The 19,071-nt window shown below is 67.8% G+C and carries 13 protein-coding genes and 1 pseudogene; 10 read left to right on the top strand and 4 right to left on the bottom strand.

Translation table 11 applies throughout. The features are described from left to right. The first annotated feature begins 400 nt into the window (after positions 1 to 400). Both OO71_RS24945 and OO71_RS24940 read left to right on the top strand, forming a co-directional pair. A complete protein-coding gene (locus OO71_RS24945; RefSeq protein ID WP_033292297.1) occupies positions 401 to 1,204 on the top strand; it encodes an alpha/beta fold hydrolase in 804 nt (267 codons plus the stop codon). 114 nt (positions 1,205 to 1,318) lie between these two features. After that, positions 1,319 to 2,071, top strand: coding sequence for an SDR family NAD(P)-dependent oxidoreductase (locus OO71_RS24940; protein ID WP_033292296.1), 753 nt, complete (start codon positions 1,319 to 1,321; stop codon positions 2,069 to 2,071). Positions 2,072 to 2,145: 74 nt separating this feature from the next. On the opposite strand, the gene OO71_RS24935 is transcribed toward OO71_RS24940, so the two are convergent. After that, positions 2,146 to 3,747: an IS1634 family transposase gene (locus OO71_RS24935; RefSeq protein ID WP_425388702.1), complete on the bottom strand. Its 1,602-nt coding sequence runs from the start codon at positions 3,745 to 3,747 to the stop codon at positions 2,146 to 2,148. Between the two features lie 166 nt (positions 3,748 to 3,913). Between OO71_RS24935 and OO71_RS24930 the strand changes: the two genes are divergently transcribed. After that, the gene (locus OO71_RS24930) at positions 3,914 to 6,469 is read left to right on the top strand and encodes a bifunctional FO biosynthesis protein CofGH (protein WP_051792089.1); all 2,556 of its coding nucleotides are present in this window, start codon (positions 3,914 to 3,916) and stop codon (positions 6,467 to 6,469) included. 11 nt (positions 6,470 to 6,480) lie between these two features. Next, on the top strand, positions 6,481 to 6,735 hold the full coding sequence (locus tag OO71_RS24925) for a hypothetical protein (protein WP_156096520.1): 255 nt from the start codon (positions 6,481 to 6,483) through the stop codon (positions 6,733 to 6,735). A 5-nt stretch (positions 6,736 to 6,740) separates the two neighbouring features. Here the strand turns inward: OO71_RS24925 and OO71_RS46595 are convergent. After that, a pseudogene (locus OO71_RS46595) lies at positions 6,741 to 7,478 on the bottom strand (SDR family oxidoreductase). A 67-nt stretch (positions 7,479 to 7,545) separates the two neighbouring features. Between OO71_RS46595 and OO71_RS24915 the strand changes: the two are divergent. Further along, complete coding sequence (locus OO71_RS24915) at positions 7,546 to 8,178, top strand: class I SAM-dependent methyltransferase (protein WP_033292292.1); 633 nt, start codon at positions 7,546 to 7,548, stop codon at positions 8,176 to 8,178. Positions 8,179 to 8,218: 40 nt separating this feature from the next. Here the strand turns inward: OO71_RS24915 and OO71_RS24910 are convergent, their stop codons facing one another. Beyond that, complete coding sequence (locus OO71_RS24910) at positions 8,219 to 10,120, bottom strand: S8 family peptidase (protein ID WP_033292291.1); 1,902 nt, start codon at positions 10,118 to 10,120, stop codon at positions 8,219 to 8,221. Between the two features lie 542 nt (positions 10,121 to 10,662). On the opposite strand from OO71_RS24910, the gene OO71_RS24905 reads away from it, so the two are divergent. The 5 genes from OO71_RS24905 to OO71_RS24885 are packed head-to-tail and all read left to right on the top strand — an operon-like array spanning position 10,663 to position 17,504. Then, positions 10,663 to 12,282, top strand: a complete 1,620-nt coding sequence (locus OO71_RS24905; protein ID WP_211260598.1) for an amino acid adenylation domain-containing protein — start codon at positions 10,663 to 10,665, stop codon at positions 12,280 to 12,282. After that, complete coding sequence (locus tag OO71_RS24900) at positions 12,279 to 13,961, top strand: ABC transporter transmembrane domain-containing protein (RefSeq protein WP_051792083.1); 1,683 nt, start codon at positions 12,279 to 12,281, stop codon at positions 13,959 to 13,961. Before OO71_RS24905 ends, OO71_RS24900 begins: the two co-directional genes overlap by 4 nt. Further along, complete coding sequence (locus tag OO71_RS24895; RefSeq protein ID WP_033292290.1) at positions 13,958 to 15,763, top strand: ABC transporter ATP-binding protein; 1,806 nt, start codon at positions 13,958 to 13,960, stop codon at positions 15,761 to 15,763. Before OO71_RS24900 ends, OO71_RS24895 begins: the two co-directional genes overlap by 4 nt. 38 nt (positions 15,764 to 15,801) lie before the next feature. Next, complete coding sequence (locus tag OO71_RS24890; protein ID WP_033292289.1) at positions 15,802 to 16,068, top strand: acyl carrier protein; 267 nt, start codon at positions 15,802 to 15,804, stop codon at positions 16,066 to 16,068. Continuing rightward, on the top strand, positions 16,065 to 17,504 hold the full coding sequence (locus OO71_RS24885; protein WP_051792078.1) for a KamA family radical SAM protein: 1,440 nt from the start codon (positions 16,065 to 16,067) through the stop codon (positions 17,502 to 17,504). Before OO71_RS24890 ends, OO71_RS24885 begins: the two co-directional genes overlap by 4 nt. 175 nt (positions 17,505 to 17,679) lie before the next feature. Here the strand turns inward: OO71_RS24885 and lpdA are convergent, their stop codons facing one another. Next, positions 17,680 to 19,065 carry a dihydrolipoyl dehydrogenase gene (gene lpdA / locus OO71_RS24880; protein ID WP_033292288.1) on the bottom strand — a complete coding sequence of 462 codons (1,386 nt, stop codon included), beginning with the start codon at positions 19,063 to 19,065 and terminating at the stop codon, positions 17,680 to 17,682. Positions 19,066 to 19,071 lie beyond the last annotated feature (6 nt).

Raw genomic sequence — 19,071 nt, 5'->3', positions numbered from 1 at the left:
GAAACCCCGACGAGGGGGTTTCATATAAGCTCTACTGGCTTAGTTCACTAGCACACTGTTGAGTTCTCAAGCAACACACCCCGAACCAAACCCAGAAAACCAGGCCAAGCCCGATGCGTCGTTTCAAGCAGTTTTAGGTGGGACACCCACTCAATCACCCCACAGGGCAAGAGCTTGGTTCGTGTCCCGGCGGCCACCCGGTCTCCCTGGCGACCTGGAGAACATTACACGGGCTGAAACGGGCTGAAACAGGGGGGTCGGATAACTCGATCTTCGCAGGTCAACCCCTCTAACGGAGGTTTTCCGGGCAACCACGGCCGACCGCCGACCCGAGACAACATTGCTCCGACTACATTGCGCCCTATTGCTCCGACAAATCGCACTGAATAGCGTCCAGGACATGCCGACCGCCCAACTCGCCGCCGCCCAGCTCGCCTACGACGACCACGCACGGACCGGACCGGACATCCCGGTCCTCCTCGTGCACGGACATCCCTTCGACCGGTCCATGTGGGACCCGCAGGCCGCATACCTCGCCGCCCGCGGGCACCGGGTTGTCGTCCCCGACCTGCGCGGATACGGCCACAGCAGCGGGCCGGACGCCACCGGGCTCGACACCTTCGCCGACGACCTCATCGGGCTCGCCGACCACCTCGCGCTGGAAACCTTCGCGCTGGGTGGGCTGTCGATGGGCGGGCAGATCGTGATGCAGACCGTGCGGGACCACCCCGGGCGCGTGGCTGCACTGCTCCTCGCCGACACCTTCGCCGAAGCCGAAACCCCGGACGGCGCCAAAGCCCGGGAGGCCGCAGCCAACCGCGTACTCACCGAAGGAATGGCGACCTACGCCGAAGAACTACTGCCGAAAATGGTCTCCCCCACCACCCGCCGGGAGAACCCCAAGGTGGCCGACCACGTACTCACCATGATGCAAAACGCGCCGGCCAACGGAGCGGCGGCAGCACTGCGGGCCCGGGCGAAGCGGCCGGACTACCGGCAAACGCTGCGGGAGGTGACCGTCCCGACGCTGGTCGTGGTGGGCAGCGAGGACGAGTTCACCCCGGTCGCCGACGCCCAACTCCTCCACCAGCTCGTACCCGGTTCCGAACTGGCGGTACTGGACAACGCGGGCCACCTGCCGAATCTCGAGCGCGCGGCCGAGTTCAACAACGTGCTCGGCCGGTTCCTCGACCGCACGAAGTGAGCGCGAATCCACCTGCGACCGGTTAGGACGGCCGCGGCTTCTAGGGTGGAGCCAGCGACGTGTCCGCCCCTGGCAGTACTCGGATGAAGAAGCGGAAGAACGGTGGCCCCCTCCATGAAGACCGTATTCGTGACCGGCGCGAGCGCCGGGTTCGGTGCTGCGATCACGCGCCGGTTCGTCGCGGAAGGCGCGCGGGTCATTGCCGCGGCGCGCAGCGGCGAGCGGCTGAAGGCGCTGGCCAGTGAACTCGGCGACGCCGTGTACCCGCTGGTACTCGACGTGCGCGATGCCGCGGCAGTCGCGGAGGTCGGCAAAGAATTGCCTGCCGAATGGGCGCAGATCGACGTGCTGGTCAACAACGCCGGCCTCGCCAAGGGCCTCGAACCCGCGCACGCGGCGAAGCTCGACGACTGGGACCAGATGATCGAGACCAACGTGACCGGTCTCGTCCACCTGACCCGCGCGGTGCTGCCCGGCATGGTCGAGCGCGGCGCCGGGCACGTCATCAACATCGGCTCCGTCGCGGGCAGCTACGCGTACCCCGGCGGCAACGTCTACGGCGCGACCAAGGCGTTCGTGCACCAGTTCAGCCTGAACCTGCGTGCCGACCTGCACGGCACCGGCGTACGCGTGACCAATATCGAGCCGGGCATGGTCGGCGGCACCGAGTTCTCCACCGTCCGTTTCGACGGTGACCAGGACAAGGCCGACAACGTCTACGCCGGGACCACGCCGCTCACCGCCGACGACGTCGCGGAATCGGTGTACTGGGCCGCTTCGCAGCCGCCGCACGTGAACATCAACGTGATCGAGCTGATGCCGGTCGTCCAGGCGTTTTCCGCGCTGCGGATCCATCGGGAGGGCTGAACCCAAGTCCGTGAAGGGAACCTTCACGGAAGCAGATTCCCTCATGGTTCCCTTCACGGACTTGCAACAGGGGTTTAGGCGGGGCTGAACCGGTCGAGGCCGAACAGCTCGAACAGCGCCTGCTGCTGCGGGGTGCGGTCGGTCAGGATCCGGCGGGTGCGCGGGCGGCCGCCGGTGGGCCGCTGCCGCAGCACGGTCTCGCCGATGCCGCGCAGCTGGTCGAGCAGTTCGGCCACCGATAGGTTCATCCCGGCCCGGTCGGCCTCGCGCCGCATGAGGTGGGTGACCGTCGCCGCCAGCACGGACACCAGCGTGTGCACCGCGATCCGGTGCGACGTCCAGTCCCAGCGCGGGGTCGGACCGGCGGTCGTGGGACCGGTGAGCGAGCGGAACGTCGATTCGAGGTACGTGCGGGCGCGGTAGGCCGTGACGACCTCGGCGACCGGCCAGTCCCGGTCGGTCACGAGGATCTGCTTGCCGAAGAACTCGTCGACGAGCCGGGCGACCGCGGTGTCGTCGATGCGCCGTTCGAGGCGGAGCTCACCGGCGCGGGTGCCGGTGAGCGTGGTGCTCAGCACGCGCTCCACGCGACGGCCGCGGATGATCCGGGAAATCTCGGCGTGTACCTGGGTTCGGTCGCCGCGGTGGGTACCGGCGGCAAGGGCCGCGGCGAGAGCGTCGAGCTCGCGGACCGTGGTGCTCAGGTCGCTGGTGAACGCGCGATATTGCGCTGCGTGCAGCGTCTCGGAATGCGTGAGCAGTACGCGACGACGGACCCCGTCCACGGTGGCCCGGGTGTCCAGTGCGGTCAGCCCGGCGAAGCGTTCCGGGTCGACCCGGCGGCGCGCGGACGCGGGTCGCGCGAGCAGTTCGGGGTGGTCGCCCAGCGGCAGCGAACCGACGAACCCGCTGCGTGCACCCAGGTCCAGTTGTGCGGCTTGACCGGCGTGGAAGACGAGCGTGACGTCGGTGGCCGGGTAGCGCTCGCCGAGTTCCGCGGCGAGCGCGGCGAAGGTCGGGGCGTTTTCCCGCCGGTAGACGCGCGAAGCGAGCGGGATCGCCCCGTCGCGCGTGACGACGAGACCGAGCCCGGCCAGCACGTCCTCGCAGGCGGACGGCAGGCTGCAGTAGGCGGCGAATTGCGTGACGTCGACGGCGAGCGCTTCGGTGCCGTCGTCGCCCAGGAGGTCCAGAACGGCCTCGGCGAGGGCAGTTTCGACCCCGCCGATCCGTTCCGCGCTGAGCCGCTGCAGGGCCCGCCAATGCCCGGCCGTCGTGATCGACCCCTTCGGCGGACGGGGGCGGACGAGATCCTGGGCGAGACAGCCGGTCCACCACTCTTCGAAGTCCGTTTCCGGCGCCGTCGCGCGATGCAGGACAGCGAGCGCGACGTGCAGGCCGAGCGTCGGTCGGGCGCGCTGCGGACCCGCGACGGCATCGACGCGGCGGACGAGATCGAGTCGTTGAAGCGTCCCCCACACGGCGGCCACGTCGCCGAACGACCGATGCCACGCACCGGCCGCCTCGGTGGCCCCGCCCGCGACCGCCGCGGCGATGTCCTCGGCCGTGCCCAAATAGCGCTGGCCGACCACGCGCGGCTTCCCGTCGACCCGCGCGGACTCGGCGAGATAGTAGTAAGTCCGGCTGCCGATGCGTTTCCCGATCACTGACGCCACCCTTTAGGTAATACCGGCTGGAAAGCCCGCCGACAAGCCCGCAACCTGCACAGACGATCAGCACCGCACCCCTCCGGGGACCACTGGCGGACTGCACCCTGGCTGCTCGGCGCGGCCGGGTCCTAGCGTGGCTGGAATGGAGCTGCCCACGCCCACCCCGTCTGCCATGCGCCGTGCGCTCGCCCGGGCGCGAGACGGGAAGACGCTCGACGTCGCCGAGGCCGCCGTGCTGCTGCACGCCCGTGGCGACGACCTGAAGACGCTGTCCGAGCACGCCTCCCGCATCCGCGACGCCGGTCTCGAAGAAGCCGGTCGCGCGGGCATCATCACCTACAGCCGCAAGGTGTTCATCCCGCTGACCCGGTTGTGCCGGGACCGGTGCGGCTACTGCACTTTCGTGACCGTCCCGGGCCGCCTCGAATCGCCGTTCCTGTCGCCAGACGAGGTACTCGACATCGCCCGCAAGGGTGCCGAAATGGGCTGTAAGGAAGCGCTTTTCACGCTCGGCGACCGGCCGGAAGACCGGTGGAAAGCCGCGCGCGACTGGCTCGATGCGCACGGCTACGACGACACGCTGTCCTACGTCCGCGCGATGGCGATCCGGGTGCTGGAGGAAACCGGGCTGCTGCCGCACCTCAACCCCGGAGTCCTGTCGTGGCAGGATTTCCAGCGGCTCAAGCCGGTCGCGCCGTCGATGGGCATGATGCTGGAGACCACCGCGCGCCGGTTGTGGAGCGGGAAGGGCGGGCCGCACTACGGTTCGCCGGACAAGGATCCCGAGGTCCGGCTGCGGGTGCTGGAGGACGCCGGGCGCAGTTCGGTGCCGTTCACCACCGGCGTGCTGATCGGGATCGGCGAGACGCACGAGGAACGCGCCGACGCGCTGTTCGCGATCCGCCAGACCGCGCGTGAGTACGGCGGGATCCAGGAAGTGATCGTGCAGAACTTCCGGGCCAAACCGGACACGAAAATGCGTGCGACGCCCGATGCCGGCCTCGAGGAACTGGCCGCGAACATCGCCGTGGCCCGGCTCGTGCTGGGTCCGCGGATGCGTATCCAGGCCCCGCCGAACCTCATCGGCGACCAGTACGACCTGATGATCCGCGCCGGAATCGACGACTGGGGCGGGGTTTCGCCGCTCACCCCGGACCACGTGAACCCGGAACGCGCCTGGCCGCAGATCGACCTGCTCGCGCGGCAAACCGAGAAGGCCGGGTACACGCTGCGCGAGCGGCTGACGATCTACCCGGAGTACGTGCAGCGCGGCGAACCGTGGCTCGACCCGCGGGTCACGCGGCATGTCGCGGCGCTGGTGGACGCGAAGACCGGTCTGGCGCGCGAGGGTGCGATGCCGGTCGGGATTCCGTGGCAGGAGCCGGATGGCGGCTGGGGCCAGTCCGGCCGCACCGACCTGCACACCGAGATCGACACGACCGGCCGCACCGACGACCGCCGTGGCGACTTCGATTCCGTCTACGGCGACTGGAACGAGCTGGCGGGCAAGATCAAGACCGGACCGCAGCGGTTCGACACCGATGTCCTGGAAGCCTTGCGCAGGGCGGAAAAAGACCCGGCCTGGCTGTCCGACGACGCTGCGCTCGCGTTGCTGCATGCCGACGGCCCGGAGCTCGACGCACTCACGAAACTGGCCGACGACCTGCGCCGTGAGGTCGTGGGCGACGACATCACTTTTGTCGTCACGCGGAACATCAACTTCACCAACGTTTGTTACACCGGTTGCCGATTCTGCGCGTTCGCACAGCGGCGCACGGACGCCGACGCGTACACGCTGTCGCTGGAGCAGGTCGGCGATCGGGTGGACGAGGCGTGGGCCGCGGGCGCGACGGAAATCTGCATGCAGGGCGGGATCCACCCGGATCTGCCGGGTACCGCGTACTTCGACCTCGCGGCCGAGGTCAAGCGGCGGCAGCCGGACATCCATCTGCATTCGTTCAGCCCGATGGAGGTCGTGAACGGCGCGTCGCGGACGAACCTGTCCATTCGCGACTGGCTGGTGCGGGCGAAGGAGTCCGGAGTGGACTCGTTACCGGGCACCGCGGCGGAAATCCTCGACGACGACGTGCGCTGGGTACTCACCAAGGGCAAGCTGCCGACGTCCGCGTGGATCGAGGTGGTCACCACGGCGCACGACGTCGGGCTGCCGACCACGGCCACGATGATGTACGGCCACGTGGACAACCCGGCGCACTGGGTCGGCCACCTGAAACTGCTGGCCCGGCTGCAGCGCGAAGGCGTGGAACGCAACGGGCGGCGCGGGTTCAGCGAGTTCGTGCTGCTGCCGTTCATCCACCAGAGCGCGCCGATCTACCTGGCCGGTCTCGCCCGCGCAGGCACGACGCTGCGCGAGAACCGGGCAGTGCACGCGCTCGCCCGGATCCTGCTGCACGGCACGTTCGACAACATCCAGAGCTCCTGGGTGAAACTCGGTGAGGAAGGCAGCCGGGCAGTGCTGCAGGGCGGCGTCAACGACATCGGCGGCACGCTGATGGAGGAGACGATCAGCCGGATGGCAGGCGCGTCGAACGGGTCGTACAAGACGATCAGCGACATGCGCGCGATGGTGGAGCCGCTGGGCCGCCCGCTGCGCCAACGCACGACAGGGTACGGAATCCCGTCGCCGGAGCGCATTGCGGCAGCCGAGGAGTCGGACGGGGTGGCGACCGCGGTGCGGAAACCGTTGCTGCCGTTGCTTACTCCGTGAACCGGATTCGCTTGAGCCCATCCGTGGCCCGGGTGCTGGGTCAGGCGCCGGGTGACCTGCCGGATGGGCGGGTGTCGCTGTACGTCTGCCCGGAGTGCGAAGACCTCGGCTGCGGTGCCATCACCGCGAGGGTTTCGCGCGACGGCGACACCGTCACCTGGCACGACCTCGGCTGGCAGACGGATTATGAGCCAGAAATCGAGCTCGCCGACCGCACCGTCACGTTCTCCGCCGCCGAATTCCTCCGCGAGTTGCACCCCGCTTGAGCCGCTCAACCCCGGCCGATGAACGGCATCGTGGTCGCGGTGATGGTGAGGAACTGGACGTTGGCGTCCAGCGGCAGGGACGCCATGTACAGCACGGCGTCGGCGACGTGGCGCGCGTCGAAGGCCGGCTCGGGCATCAGCCGTCCGTCGGCCTGTGGGATACCGGATCCCATGCGCTCGGTCATCTCGGTGGCCGCGTTGCCGATGTCGATCTGTCCACATGCGACGTTCCAGGCGCGGCCATCGAGGGAGATCGACCTGGTGAGGCCGGTGACGGCGTGTTTGGTGGCGGTTTAGGCGACGCTCGCCGGGCGCGGTGCATGCGCGGAGATCGAGCCGTTGTTGATGATCCGCCCGCCCTGCGGATTCTGGTCGCGCATGAGCCGCACGGCTTGCTGTGCGCACAGGAACATGCCGGTGAGGTTCGTGTCGACGGTGCGTCGCCAGTCCTCGACGGGCAGGTCCGCGACCGTACCGCCGCGGGACAATCCGGCGTTGTTCAACAGCAGGTCCAGCCGCCCCCACTCGGCTCGTACCGTGGCGAAAAGCCCTTCCACCGACACGGGATCGGCTACGTCGGCGGGTACGACGAGGGCGTGCGGCTCGGTGCCTGCGGTCTCGCGCAATGCCTCCGCACGCCGACCGGTGAGCGCGACGCGATACCCGGCGCCGAGCAGCGCCCGCGCGATCCGGCGGCCCAGCCCGGAACCGGCGCCGGTGACCACCGCGGTCTTCTCGGGCACGTTCCCTCCTCCGAAATCCGTTGCCCGAACGCTGCCATATCCGCGGATCCCGCGGCACACTGGGCGGATGGGACCACGTGACAAACTGCTCGCCGGGATGGCCCGGCAGCTCGGCCGTCCCCACGGACCGGCCGGGCACGTCGTCGCCCGGATGCTGAACCGGGCGAACCGCGGGCCGGTCACCGCGGCGGTCGACGCGCTGGCGGTCCGGCCGGGGGAAACGACGCTCGACATCGGTTTCGGCGGCGGGCTGGGGCTGGACCTGCTGCTGCGGGCGAGCGCGGGCGGCACGGTGCACGGCGCGGAAATCTCCGAGACGGCGCTCGCCAGGGCGCGGCGCTCGTTCCCGAAGAACCTCGACGCCGGAAGGCTGGTGCTGCACCAGGCCGGAATGGCCGAGCTCCCGCTGGAAGACGGTGCGATCGACGCGGCGATCACGGTCAGCACGGTCTACTTCATCGCCGCCCTGGGACCGGCGTTTGCCGAGGTCAGGCGGGTGCTCGCGGCGGGTGGCCGGTTCGTGGCCGGCATCGCGGACCCGGAGGCGATGAAGGCCATGCCGTTCACCGCGCACGGGTTCCGGCTGCGCCCGCCGGAAGAGGTCGAGAGGGCGCTCGCCGACGCGGGGCTCGAGGTCCGGCGGCACGACCGCCTCGGTGACGGGCCGCGGGCGTTCCACCTGCTGGTCGCCGGCCGTTGAGGGGGAGGGTTCCCGCGCCGGAACCCTCCCCCGTCTTCGGTTACTTCTGCGGGACGCCCAGCGCGGCCAGCGCCGGACCGGCCATGATCACGCCGTTGCCGGTCACCGCGTCGTACCCGGAGGCACCCAGGTCGAGGGCGCTCGACACGAGAGCCGTGCGGATGTCGGCCGAGGTAGCCGACGGCTTGCCGGACAACAGCAGCGCCGAAATCGCCGCCGCGTGCGGAGCGGCCGCCGACGTGCCGAAGAACGGCTGGAAGCCGGTCACCGAGGTGGCGACGCCGTCCGCAGCGGTGACGTCCGGCTTCGCGCGGGTCGCGCCGCCGGTGGACGACACGTTGCCCGGGGTGATGGCGGAGCCGTCGGCGTTGTAGAAGAGGTGCCGCTGACCGTCCGAGGTGAAGCGCTCCCACTTGCTCGCCGAGGTGAACAGGCCGGGGTACGGACCGGCCGGGTTCGCCGGGTCACCGGTTTCGAGCGGACGCCCGAACGCGGCCGCAGCCGGAGCCGCCGCCACCGAGAACGCCGCAGCCGCCGCGGAGTGCCCCGAGGTGACGCCTGCGGTGCTGAACGCCTTGAGCGAGCCCGCCGCGACGAACCGGCCGCGGATCACGTTGAGCGCGATGAACCGGTCCGCGCCGCTGTACTTGACCACCGCGACGCGGTAGCCGGAACCGGAGCTCGGCACGGTCAGATTTTCGTACGGGTTCTGCGAGCCGTTCTGCGGGTTGTCGCTGGAGGCGACGACGCTGCCGGACGCGTTGAGCAGGAACAGGTCGTAGTCGTTGGCCGAGTGCCCCCACGGGTCGGACCAGAAGAGCGTGACCGGCCTGCCGAGCGAGCCCGCGGACAGCGGGTCGGTGGTCTGGACGCCGGCGGCCGGGTCGAAGTCGTGCGGCGTGCCGGTGATGCCCGGCAGGGTGGTGCCCGACGAGCGGAAGTCGCCCTCGTAGTAGCCGCTGGTGCCGTCGGTGAGGTTGCCGGAGTTGCCCGCGGAGGAGAAGTAGAGCGCGCCGGCCGCGGTGACGTCGTTGACCGCCTGCGCGACCTGCGTGTCCTGGAACGGCGACTCGTCGAAGTACGCCACGTCGTCGACGATCACCGTGCACTTGCCGGTGTTCCGCAGCGCGCGGATGTTGTCGGCGAAGCTCGCCTCGCTGGTGAACGCCGTGGCGAAACCGAGCGCGGCGCCCGGCGCGAGGTCGTGGATGATCTCGAGCATCGCGGTGCCCTCGTCGCCGCTGCCGGACTGACCGGGCAGCACGTCGACGGCGGGTAACTCCCCGGCGGTCTGCGACTTCTTGAGCGAGTTGACGCCGTCGGAGAGCACGCAGACCTTCACGCCGCTGCCGTTGACGCCGTACTGCGTGCGGGCGGTGTCGGCGCCGTGGGCTTTGTCGCCCTCGGAGACCTGGGTAGCGGCTACGGCTTTCTTGGCCAGCTGACGACGCTGGGCGTCCGGCTCGTTCCAGGTCATCGCCTGGGTCGCGGGCTGGACGGACCGGACGTCGCTGCGCGCGGCAATCCGGTCGACCGCAGCAAGCGGCATCTGCGCACGGACGGCACCGTTGGACGCCGTCGCCTGGACCGTGCCTCCCGCCGCGCGCACGGCCTTCGCGATGGCGGACCCGGCGGACCCGGCGATGTCGACGGACACCGTGCCGGCGTCGGTGACCGGCAGCCCGGTGCGGTAGTCGGGCAGCTGAGCAGCGAGCCCCTTGTCGGCTCGCAGGCGCTTCTCGACGACGAGCTGGCTGGACTGCTTCCGCTCGGCAGGGGTGAGGGATTTCTTGATGCCCTGGAGCGCGCTGATCCCGGCTCCGGTGCGCGCGTCGGCGGTGTTTGCGGTGGTCGGCTGTGCCACCGCCACCCCGCTCCCGGCAAGCACCACCCCGACCGCCAGCGGCGCCGACCGCGCGACGACCCGGCTCATTCTGTTCATCGATCACTCCTGTCCTGGCGCCCGGCCACCGACTGTCGTCACGTGAATCTAGAGAGCGACCGCGACGGAGACCACCGACCAAAGTGTTAACTGCCGGGATCGCTCACATGGTGGGAGCAGTTCGGGGTGGGGTGTACGGGGGCATCGGGGGCGGGATCATCGGGCATGCCCAGTACCCAACGGGTTACGCGCGGCCGTAATGATGCGGCCGACAGCCGTTCGCGTCTGAACCGAAGAAAAAATGAAAGATATTCAGCGGGCTCTCGATGAGGAAACCGCTACCCGAGGCCTGGAGAATCCGGCGTGGCCGGGATGGCTCTCGGGGTGAATGCACATGTTGCCGACGTCACAAGGGTGGCTGCACGAACCCCGGTGCGGCTCACGAGCGGCCGCATTTCGGATTTGTCCAGATCGTTTCCAGCGCCTTGGCTCGCGGTATCGGTGCGAAACTTCGTGTCGTATGTCTCTTATCCGCACAACTGCCTGTTGGTGCAGGGATGAACGGTCGAACGTGAAGGTTTCGCGGTGCGCCGCTCCACGGTTTGGCCGGCCGTGGCTATCTTTGGGGAAAGCGCTCTGAAATCACAGGGAAAATGGGAGAAAATTCCGTCATGGATTCTGGCCGTCCGAAGCACGTCGGAGTCGATTTCATGGTCGGCTTCTTTGAGGTGGCCGATCGGGTTCCGGATCGGGTGGCAATTGTCGATAACGGGAGATCGGTCAGCTATCGCGAGCTCGCCGATTGGGTTCGCGTGATCGCCGGAACGGTATCGGCAGCCGGAGATCCGACGTTTCCCGTCGGGGTGATCGAGAGCTTCAGCTGGCGCACAGTCGCATCGGCTCTCGGAATTTTGGCAGCCGGGCGAGCGTACTGCGCACTCGATCCGGCATCGCCGGTGAGCAGGCTCGAGGCGATGCTGGCCGACGTGGGCTGCGAGGAGGTCATCGTCACCAAGGAGGATGATCCGGCGCCGCAGACGGTGCACCTGGTCCGCCCATGGAGCGGAAATGAGCCGGACGCGGCCGCCGGGGTTCACCCGGAAGCTGCTCCCGATGACCCGGCATACCTGCTCTTCACTTCCGGCAGCACCGGAGAGCCGAAAGGCGTCGCCGTGCCACGCCGGGCACTGAATGCGGTGATCCCCGGACTGATCGACCTTTACGGCATCGTCCCCGGCGATCGAGTACTGCATTTCACGCCGTTGTTCTGGGACACCAGCCTGGAGGAAATCCTTCCGACCCTCTGTGTCGGCGCGACATTGGTGATCGACGACCATGCCGACATCGATCTCTACGGAATGCTCGCCGACGGCTCTGTCTCCGTGCTCAATCTGCCTACGGTGTACTGGCATGAATTCGTCGGCTATCTGCTGACGAAAGGCCGGAAGCTGCCGCAGTCCCTGCGCTTGGTGGTTATCGGTGGTGAGGCGGCGCGGCCCGATATGCTCGAACGCTGGAATCAGCTCGGCGCCGGTCACGTCCGCCTGCTCAATACTTATGGTTCCACCGAAACTGCGCTGGTGACCCATTCCTGCGAGCTGGCCGGTCCGCTGGCGGGCGCGGCGGCGTACACGAGCGGTCCGGTGCCGATCGGCACCCCCCTGCCGCACGTGGAGCAACGGATCGTCGACCACGCCGGCCGGCTCGTCACCGCCGCCGGAGCGGAAGGAGAGCTGCTGCTGGCCGGGGAGAATTTGGCGTTGGGCTACCACAACCGGCCCGAGCTCACCGCCGAGCGGTTCCCGACTCTCGACCACGGCGACGGGCCGCGGCGCTACTTCCGGACCAGGGACCTGGTGACCCTGGATGCCCACGGCAGGGTGATTTTTCGTGAGCGTTCCGACCAGACCGTGAAAGTGCGTGGCATCCGGGTGGATCTCGGAGAGGTGGAGACCTGGATCGGCCGTCACCCCGGGGTCCGCGCGGTTTCGGTCTCCGAGTTCGCCAAAGGTGACCACAACGCCCTCGCGGCATACCTGGTACCGCACCGGAAGGCGGCCAAAGACGAGCTGGCGGGAGACGTTCTCCAGTACCTGTGGGCCCATGTCCCGCCGTATCTGGTCCCGGACACCCTCGAGGTGGTGCCGAGGCTGATTTACACCAGAACGCGCAAGGTCGACCGCAATGCGACCCACGACCGCTACTCGCGTGCCGCCGGATGAGTGCGTCCGGCCGCCGCGGCGCCGCCGGCCGGAATGCGAAGGGGGGCAAGCGGTTTCTGCTGGACCTGGCCCGTGCGCACCCGGTTCCGTTCCTGGTCAGCATTGTCATGGGCGCGCTGTGGATCCTGCCCGGAGCGCTGTTTCCCTTTGTGGCCGGCGACGCCATCGACGAAGGGATTCTGTCCGGAGACAGCGGTCGGCTCTTCAGCTCCTTCCTGATGGCCCTTGCGCTGGTGCTTCTGCAAGCACTGACGGGAGGTGCGCTCGATCGGGCGGCCGATCTCAGCGCGTTGCACGCGGCGGTGGGCACCCAGCGAAAACTGCTCCGGCACGTCACCCGGCTGGGCAGCGGGTTGCCGAGCCGAATTCGTACCGGGAACGTCGTGGCGATGTTTTCTGCCGACGTGGACAGCATCAGTGATGGTTTCGAGATCGTCGGGCGCACCGTCGGGGCCGTACTGGGTTTCGGTGTCGTGGCCGTTTTGATGATGTCGACTGCACCGGAACTCGGCTGGGTCGTCTTGCTGGGGGTACCCATCGCCGTCGTGGGGATCCGCCCGTTGCTCGCCCCCTTGCGCCGGCGTAACGAGGAAAGACGCGACGAACTGGACGAGGCTGCCGCGCGCTCGGTCGATGCGATCGGCGGTCTGCGGGTGCTGCGGGGAATCGGCGGGGAGCGGCGGTTCGCCGGACGATTCGTCGAGGTCAGCCAGCGAGTGCGGCGTACCGGCGAGGCGGTCGGGCGCACGGAGGCGTGGCTGACCGCAGCAGGCACCTTGCTTCCTGGCTTGATCACGGTGGGCGTCGTCTGGCTCGGTGCCCGGTTGTCCCTTTCCGGTGATCTGGCCCCGGGCCGGCTTGTCACGCTGTACGGCGCCGCCATGTTCCTCTGGCACGTCATCGGGCTCGTGATCGATGCCACCGGAACGATCAGCGCCGCGGCAGTCGCCGCGGACCGGATCGCGCAGTTCCGGCAGCTCACTCCGGTGGTCACCACGCCGCGCGAGCCGACCGCTTTGCCCTCCGGACCGTTTCCCCTGCATGACTCTGCCACCGGGATGACCTTCGCGCCGGGAAAGCTGACCACCGTCTCCGTCGCAGTCCAGGACTCGCAAACGCTCGGTGCCCGCCTTGCCGGATACCACGACACTCCGCACGCCCTGCCCGTGCGGGCAGGTGAGGTGCCGTTGCACGAGGCAGCGGTACCTGAGGTGCGGCAACGGATTCTGCTGTGCCGGAGCATCGACGTGCTGCTCGCCGGACGGCTGGGCGCCGTCCTGCGAGCCGGACGGCCGGCCGGAGAAGGCCCACGCCTGTCCGAGGCGCTGCGTGCCGCGGACGTCACCGACGTCGTCGAGGCGTTGCCGGCCGGGCTCGACGAGGAGATCGATATCGGTGGCCGGAGGTTCTCCGGCGGTCAGCGGCAACGGCTCGTGCTGGCACGGGCGCTGTACGCCGATCCTGGAGTCCTGATCCTGGAAGATCCGACGTCCGCGGTGGATGCACACACCGAAGCGCGGATCGCCGCGGCGGTCGCGAACCTGAGGCGGGGCCGGACCACGATCGTGCTGAGCCAGAGCTCGCTCTGGTCGGACGTCGCGGACCACAGCTACGAGCTTCCGGCGGAAGGTACCTCGGTCGCCGAGGGGATCCTGGTCGGTCCGGTGAGTTCCGGATGAGCCAGTTGCCGATGGCCGGGTCGCGAGACCTCCGGGACTGGCTGCGTTGCCAGCTGCGGACCCATCGTTTCCGGACGACGTCGGTGGTGGTGCTGTCCGTGCTGGCGCTGGCAGCCGAACTGGCGGGACCCAAGTTGCTGGGACAGCTGGTCGAGTCGGTCAACGGTGAGTCCGCGGTGGCGACCATCGACGGCCTGGCCATGGCGTTCTTGGCCGCGCTGGTCGCACAGGCTTTGCTGAGCAAGGTTGCCGCCACGCTGACCGCGCAGGTCGGCGAACGGGTGCTGGCCACGACGAGGGAAAACTTCGTTCGCCGGGTGACCCGCTTGCCGCTTCGCGTCATGGAGTCGGTGGCCCCTGGTGAGCTGGTTGCGCGGGCCACCACGGAGGTCGATCGGCTGAATGACGGCGTCCGGGATGCGCTGCCCAGGATCTTCCACGCAGTCCTCACGATTGCGCTCACTGTCGCCGCGATGGCGCTGACCTCGCCGATTCTGACGCTGGTCGTCCTCGTCACCGTTCCCGTGATCATTGTCAGCGAGCGGTGGTACCGGCGGCGTGCGGTCCCTGCCTACGAACGCCTTCTCGCTCAGTGGACTGAGGTGCAGACAAGCAGCCTCGACACTGTCGAAGCTGCCGCCACCGTTGAGGCACTGCGGCTTGAGAAGCAACGGATTGCACACAATGACCTGGCGCTCGACCGCGCAGCGCGAACGCAACGGCGAACCATCAACTTGCGCACTGTGTTCTTCCCGGTGCTGGACCTGAGCGCATTCTTGCCCACCGCGCTGATCCTGCTGGTGGGTGGCTGGTGTTACTTCAACGGCCTGGTGGGGGTCGCCGCGCTTTCCGCCATGATCGTCTACGCCGACATGCTGCTCGAACCGGTGAGCGAGCTGATGGTGTGGCAGGACGAGCTTTTGATGGCCCGTGCCGCCCTGCGCCGTATTCTCGGAGTGGACCGGCTCGAACGCGACTCGGCACCGGAGGCTCCCGAACCCGCCGAACTCACCGATGCGTCCGTGCACTTGCGCAACGTCCGATTCGGGTACTCCCCGGACCGGGAGGTCCTGCACGATGTCACCCTGGACATCCGTCCCGGCGAGCACGTCGTGGTGGTCGGGCCGTCCGGGGCGGGCAAGACGACTCTCGCCGGCCTGATCGCCGGAGTGCATCCGCTGACGTCCGGAACGATCACCGTCGGCGGGGTCGGGATCGGCGCATTGCCGGCTGACCGGTTACGCCGTGCGGTCGCCTTGATCACCCAGGAGAATTACGTCTTCGCCGGAAGCGTGCGAGACAACCTCACTTTGGCGGAACCACCGGCAGGCAGCGGAGACTGGACCGACGACCAGCTGTGGGACGCGATCCGCACCGTCGGCGCGGACGGCTGGGTTTCCTCGCTGGAGGACGGCCTGGAAACGGAGATCGGATCCGGCGGTCAGCCGGTCCCCGCGTCGGCGGCCCAGCAGCTGGCGCTGGCACGGATGATGCTGGCGAACCCCCGCGTCCTCATCCTCGACGAGGCCACCGCGGCATTGGATCGGCGGACCTCGCGGCAGGTGGAACGGTCGCTTGCCGCGGTGTTCTCCGGCCGGACCGTGATCGCGATTGCCCACCAGCTCGACCCGGTGCAGCACGCCGACCGGGTGGTGCTCATGGATCAGGGCCGGGTCGCCGCTCACGGCAGCCACGAGCAGCTACTGGCGGCCAACGAGCAGTACGCCGCTTTGTGGCAGCTCTGGAGAAACGAATCATCACCTGAATCACCTGAATCACCGGTAGAACGGAGCGTATCGTGATTCCTGTCCTGCCAAGCCCGGACAAGGTTCATCGTGCCGTGGAATACGGCGCAGAGACAGTGCTCGGCTATCTCACCTCGATGGTGGCGGACATGAAAATGGTGTCGGCCGAGACACTGCCGAAGAACGTCTGCTACCACGAAACCGGAATCGACTCCCTGGAACTCATCGATCTGGCGCGCAATATCAGCGACCATTACGGAGTCCGGCTCAGCATGACCGAATTGATCACGGCCGGAGGTCTCCGTCAGTTGAGCGAGCGGGTGGCCGAGCGGCTGACCGCAGCGTCCGAAGGCGGCCGATGAATCTGTCACCGTTGACCAGGCCGGATTCTTCGCCGTCCGTTGATGAACAGCCGTACGAGTACGTTCGCCCCGAACTGCACGAACCCGACTGGCGGAGGTTTCCGGGCTGGCGGCACATCACCGCCGAACAGTGGCGAGATCCCCAGTGGCAACGGGTTTCCTGCGTGAAGAACCTCCGGCAGTTGCGCGCGGTCATGGGAGATCTGCTCAGCGAGGCCGCCTACGAGGACCTTGCCGCCGACGCTGCCAGGTGGGCCACGATGTCGATGTTGATCCCGCCGCAGATGATCAACACCATGGCGCCGGCCGGCGCGGCATCGCCGTCGGATTTCACCGGGATGTTCTATGCCGATCCGATTCGCCGGTACATGCTTCCGCTGGAATCGGACCGGGAACGGGAGTGGCCCTCGCACCCGTACTCGTCCCGCGATTCCCTGCACGAGGCAGAAATGTGGGTGGTCGAGGGATTGACCCACCGCTATCCGACCAAGGTGCTGGCGGAGCTGCTGTCGACCTGTCCGCAATACTGCGGGCACTGCACGAGGATGGACCTGGTCGGGAATTCCACCCCGCAGGTGGACAAGCACCGGCTGGTCTTGAAACCGATCGATCGCCAGGATCGGATGCTCGGCTATCTCCGGCGCACACCGGCGGTGCGGGATGTCGTGGTGTCCGGCGGTGACGTGGCGAACGTGCCGTGGCGGCAACTCGAGAATTTCCTGAGCCGGCTGCTGGAGATCGACAGCGTGCGGGACATCCGCCTGGCCACGAAAGCACTGGCGGGTTTGCCACAGCACTGGCTTCAGCCGACCGTTGTCGAAGGCATGGGGCGGGTCGCTCGCGCGGCTCGTCGCCGGGGAGTCAACCTGGCCATTCACACTCACGTCAACCATGTCCAATCGGTGACTCCGCTGGTGGCCGAGGCTGCTCATGCCATGCTGGACGCCGGGGTCCGCGACGTTCGCAATCAAGGGGTGCTGATGCGCGGGGTCAACGACACCCCCCGCGCATTGCTGGACCTGTGCTTCGCACTGCAGGGTGAAGCCAACATTCTGCCTTACTACTTCTACCTGTGCGATATGATCCCCAACGCCGAACACTGGCGGCTGTCGCTGGGGGAAGCCCAGCACCTGCAAACCGCCATCATGGGGTACCTTCCCGGTTACGCCACGCCGCGCATCATCTGCGACGTTCCCTACGTCGGCAAGCGCTGGGTTCATCAAGTTGCCGAATACGATCGAGAACTCGGCATCTCCTATTGGACCAAAAACTATCGCACCAGCATCGAAGCAGGCGATCCGGAAGCTTTGGACCGCCGGTATTGCTACTACGATCCTCTGCACTCTCTCTCCGAGAGCGGGCGAAAATGGTGGGCAAAACAGGTGGATTCGGGAGAGTTCGCCGCCGGTTCGACGGGCGGCAGCCTGGACACGTGACCGGAGAATGCCTGTTCCGGGCACGAAATCCGGCGTGGGACCCGCTCAGTGCGCACGACCCGGGCGCGGGCCCTCACCAGTTCTCCGACATCACCCGCGATGGTTTGCCACCCGCGCTGCAAACCGCGAACCACCACCCACCAGGCGCAAACCCCCGCACGGGCAACCGAAAGGATCAGAAGTTGATCATATGACCGGCCAGTCCGTGCACCGCTTCCTTCACCGCCTCCCCCAGGGTCGGGTGTGCGTGGACGTTCCGGGAGATCTCGTGCACTGTCAGATCCCACTGCTGGGCCAGTGTCAGTTCCGGCAGCAGCTCCGTCACGTCCGGGCCGATCAGGTGCGCACCCAGCAGTTCGCCGTACTTCGCGTCGCTCAGGATTTTCACGAAACCGGCCGCGTCGCCGAGGCCGTGGGCTTTTCCGTTGGCGGTGAAGGGGAACTTGGCCACCTTCACGTCGAAGCCCTTGTCCCGGGCCTGTTCCTCGGTCCAGCCGAAGCTGGCGATCTGGGGCTGGCAGTACGTGGCCCGCGGGATCATCACGAAGTCCAGTTCCATCGTTTCCGCGCCGGCGATCGTCTCGGCCGCTACGATGCCCATCGATTCCGAGGCGTGGGCCAGCATGAGCTTCGCGGTCACGTCGCCGATGGCGTACAGGTGCGGGACGTTCGTGCGGCCTCGGCTGTCCACCGCGATGGCGCCGCGTTCCGTCAATGCGACGCCGGTGTTTTCGAGACCATAACCTTCCACGTTCGGGCGGAAACCGATGGCCTGCAACACCTTGTCCGCCTCGATGACCTGCTGCTCGCCGTTCTTCGACACGGTCACCAGCACCTTGGCGCCCGAATCGTCGATTGCCTCGACCTTCGTGCCCGTGAGTACCTTGATCCCCAGCTTGCGGTAGCGCTTCGCGAGCTCAGCCGACACCTCGGCGTCTTCGAGCGGGACCATCCGGTCGAGGAATTCGACGATCGTCACGTCCACGCCGTAATTGCGCAGTACGTAGGCGAATTCCACCCCGATCGCACCCGCGCCGGCGATCACGATGCTGTCCGGGAGCTCGCTTTCGAGGATCTGCTGCTCATAAGTGACCACCCGCTCGCTGCGTTGCGTCCCGGGCAGCAGCCGCGCGGTTGCGCCGGTGGCAATGATTCCGTGGTCGAACGTGAGCCGCTCGCCGTTGACCTCGAGGGTGTGGGCGTCGACGAAGGTGGCGTGCCCGTCGTATTCGGTGATCTTGTTCTTCTTCATCAGGAAGTGCACGCCCTTGACGCGGCCGTCGGCGACCTTGCGGCTGCGTTCGTACGCCGCGGTGTAGTCGAAGCGGATCTCGCCGTCGGACGAAATACCGTACGTCGCAGCTTCGTCCTTCACGGTGTGCGCCAGTTCGGCGTTGCGCAGCAATGCCTTCGACGGGATGCAGCCGACGTTGAGGCACACCCCTCCCCAGTATTTCTCCTCCACGACCGCCACGCTCAGGCCGAGCTGCGAAGCCCGGATCGCCGCGACGTACCCACCGACTCCGGCCCCGAGGACCGCAACGTCATAGTGTGCGCTCATACCGTC

Origin of the sequence: Amycolatopsis jejuensis, assembly GCF_000717335.1 — a bacterium.
Taxonomy (GTDB): Bacteria; Actinomycetota; Actinomycetes; order Mycobacteriales; family Pseudonocardiaceae; genus Amycolatopsis; species Amycolatopsis jejuensis.
The sequence above is the reverse complement of the archived record's forward strand: the minus strand, read 5'-3'. Positions and strand labels throughout refer to the sequence as shown.

Bases quoted from the DNA above. Each gene is read 5' to 3' on its own strand.
- OO71_RS24895 (WP_033292290.1), top strand. From the start codon at position 13,958: ATGAGCCAGTTGCCGATGGCCGGGTCGCGAGACCTCCGGGACTGGCTG.
- OO71_RS24900 (WP_051792083.1), top strand. From the start codon at position 12,279: ATGAGTGCGTCCGGCCGCCGCGGCGCCGCCGGCCGGAATGCGAAGGGG.
- OO71_RS24940 (WP_033292296.1), top strand. From the start codon at position 1,319: ATGAAGACCGTATTCGTGACCGGCGCGAGCGCCGGGTTCGGTGCTGCG.
- OO71_RS24915 (WP_033292292.1), top strand. From the start codon at position 7,546: ATGGGACCACGTGACAAACTGCTCGCCGGGATGGCCCGGCAGCTCGGC.
- lpdA (WP_033292288.1), bottom strand. From the start codon at position 19,065: ATGAGCGCACACTATGACGTTGCGGTCCTCGGGGCCGGAGTCGGTGGG.
- OO71_RS24945 (WP_033292297.1), top strand. From the start codon at position 401: ATGCCGACCGCCCAACTCGCCGCCGCCCAGCTCGCCTACGACGACCAC.
- OO71_RS24910 (WP_033292291.1), bottom strand. From the start codon at position 10,120: ATGAACAGAATGAGCCGGGTCGTCGCGCGGTCGGCGCCGCTGGCGGTC.
- OO71_RS24885 (WP_051792078.1), top strand. From the start codon at position 16,065: ATGAATCTGTCACCGTTGACCAGGCCGGATTCTTCGCCGTCCGTTGAT.
- OO71_RS24930 (WP_051792089.1), top strand. From the start codon at position 3,914: ATGCGCCGTGCGCTCGCCCGGGCGCGAGACGGGAAGACGCTCGACGTC.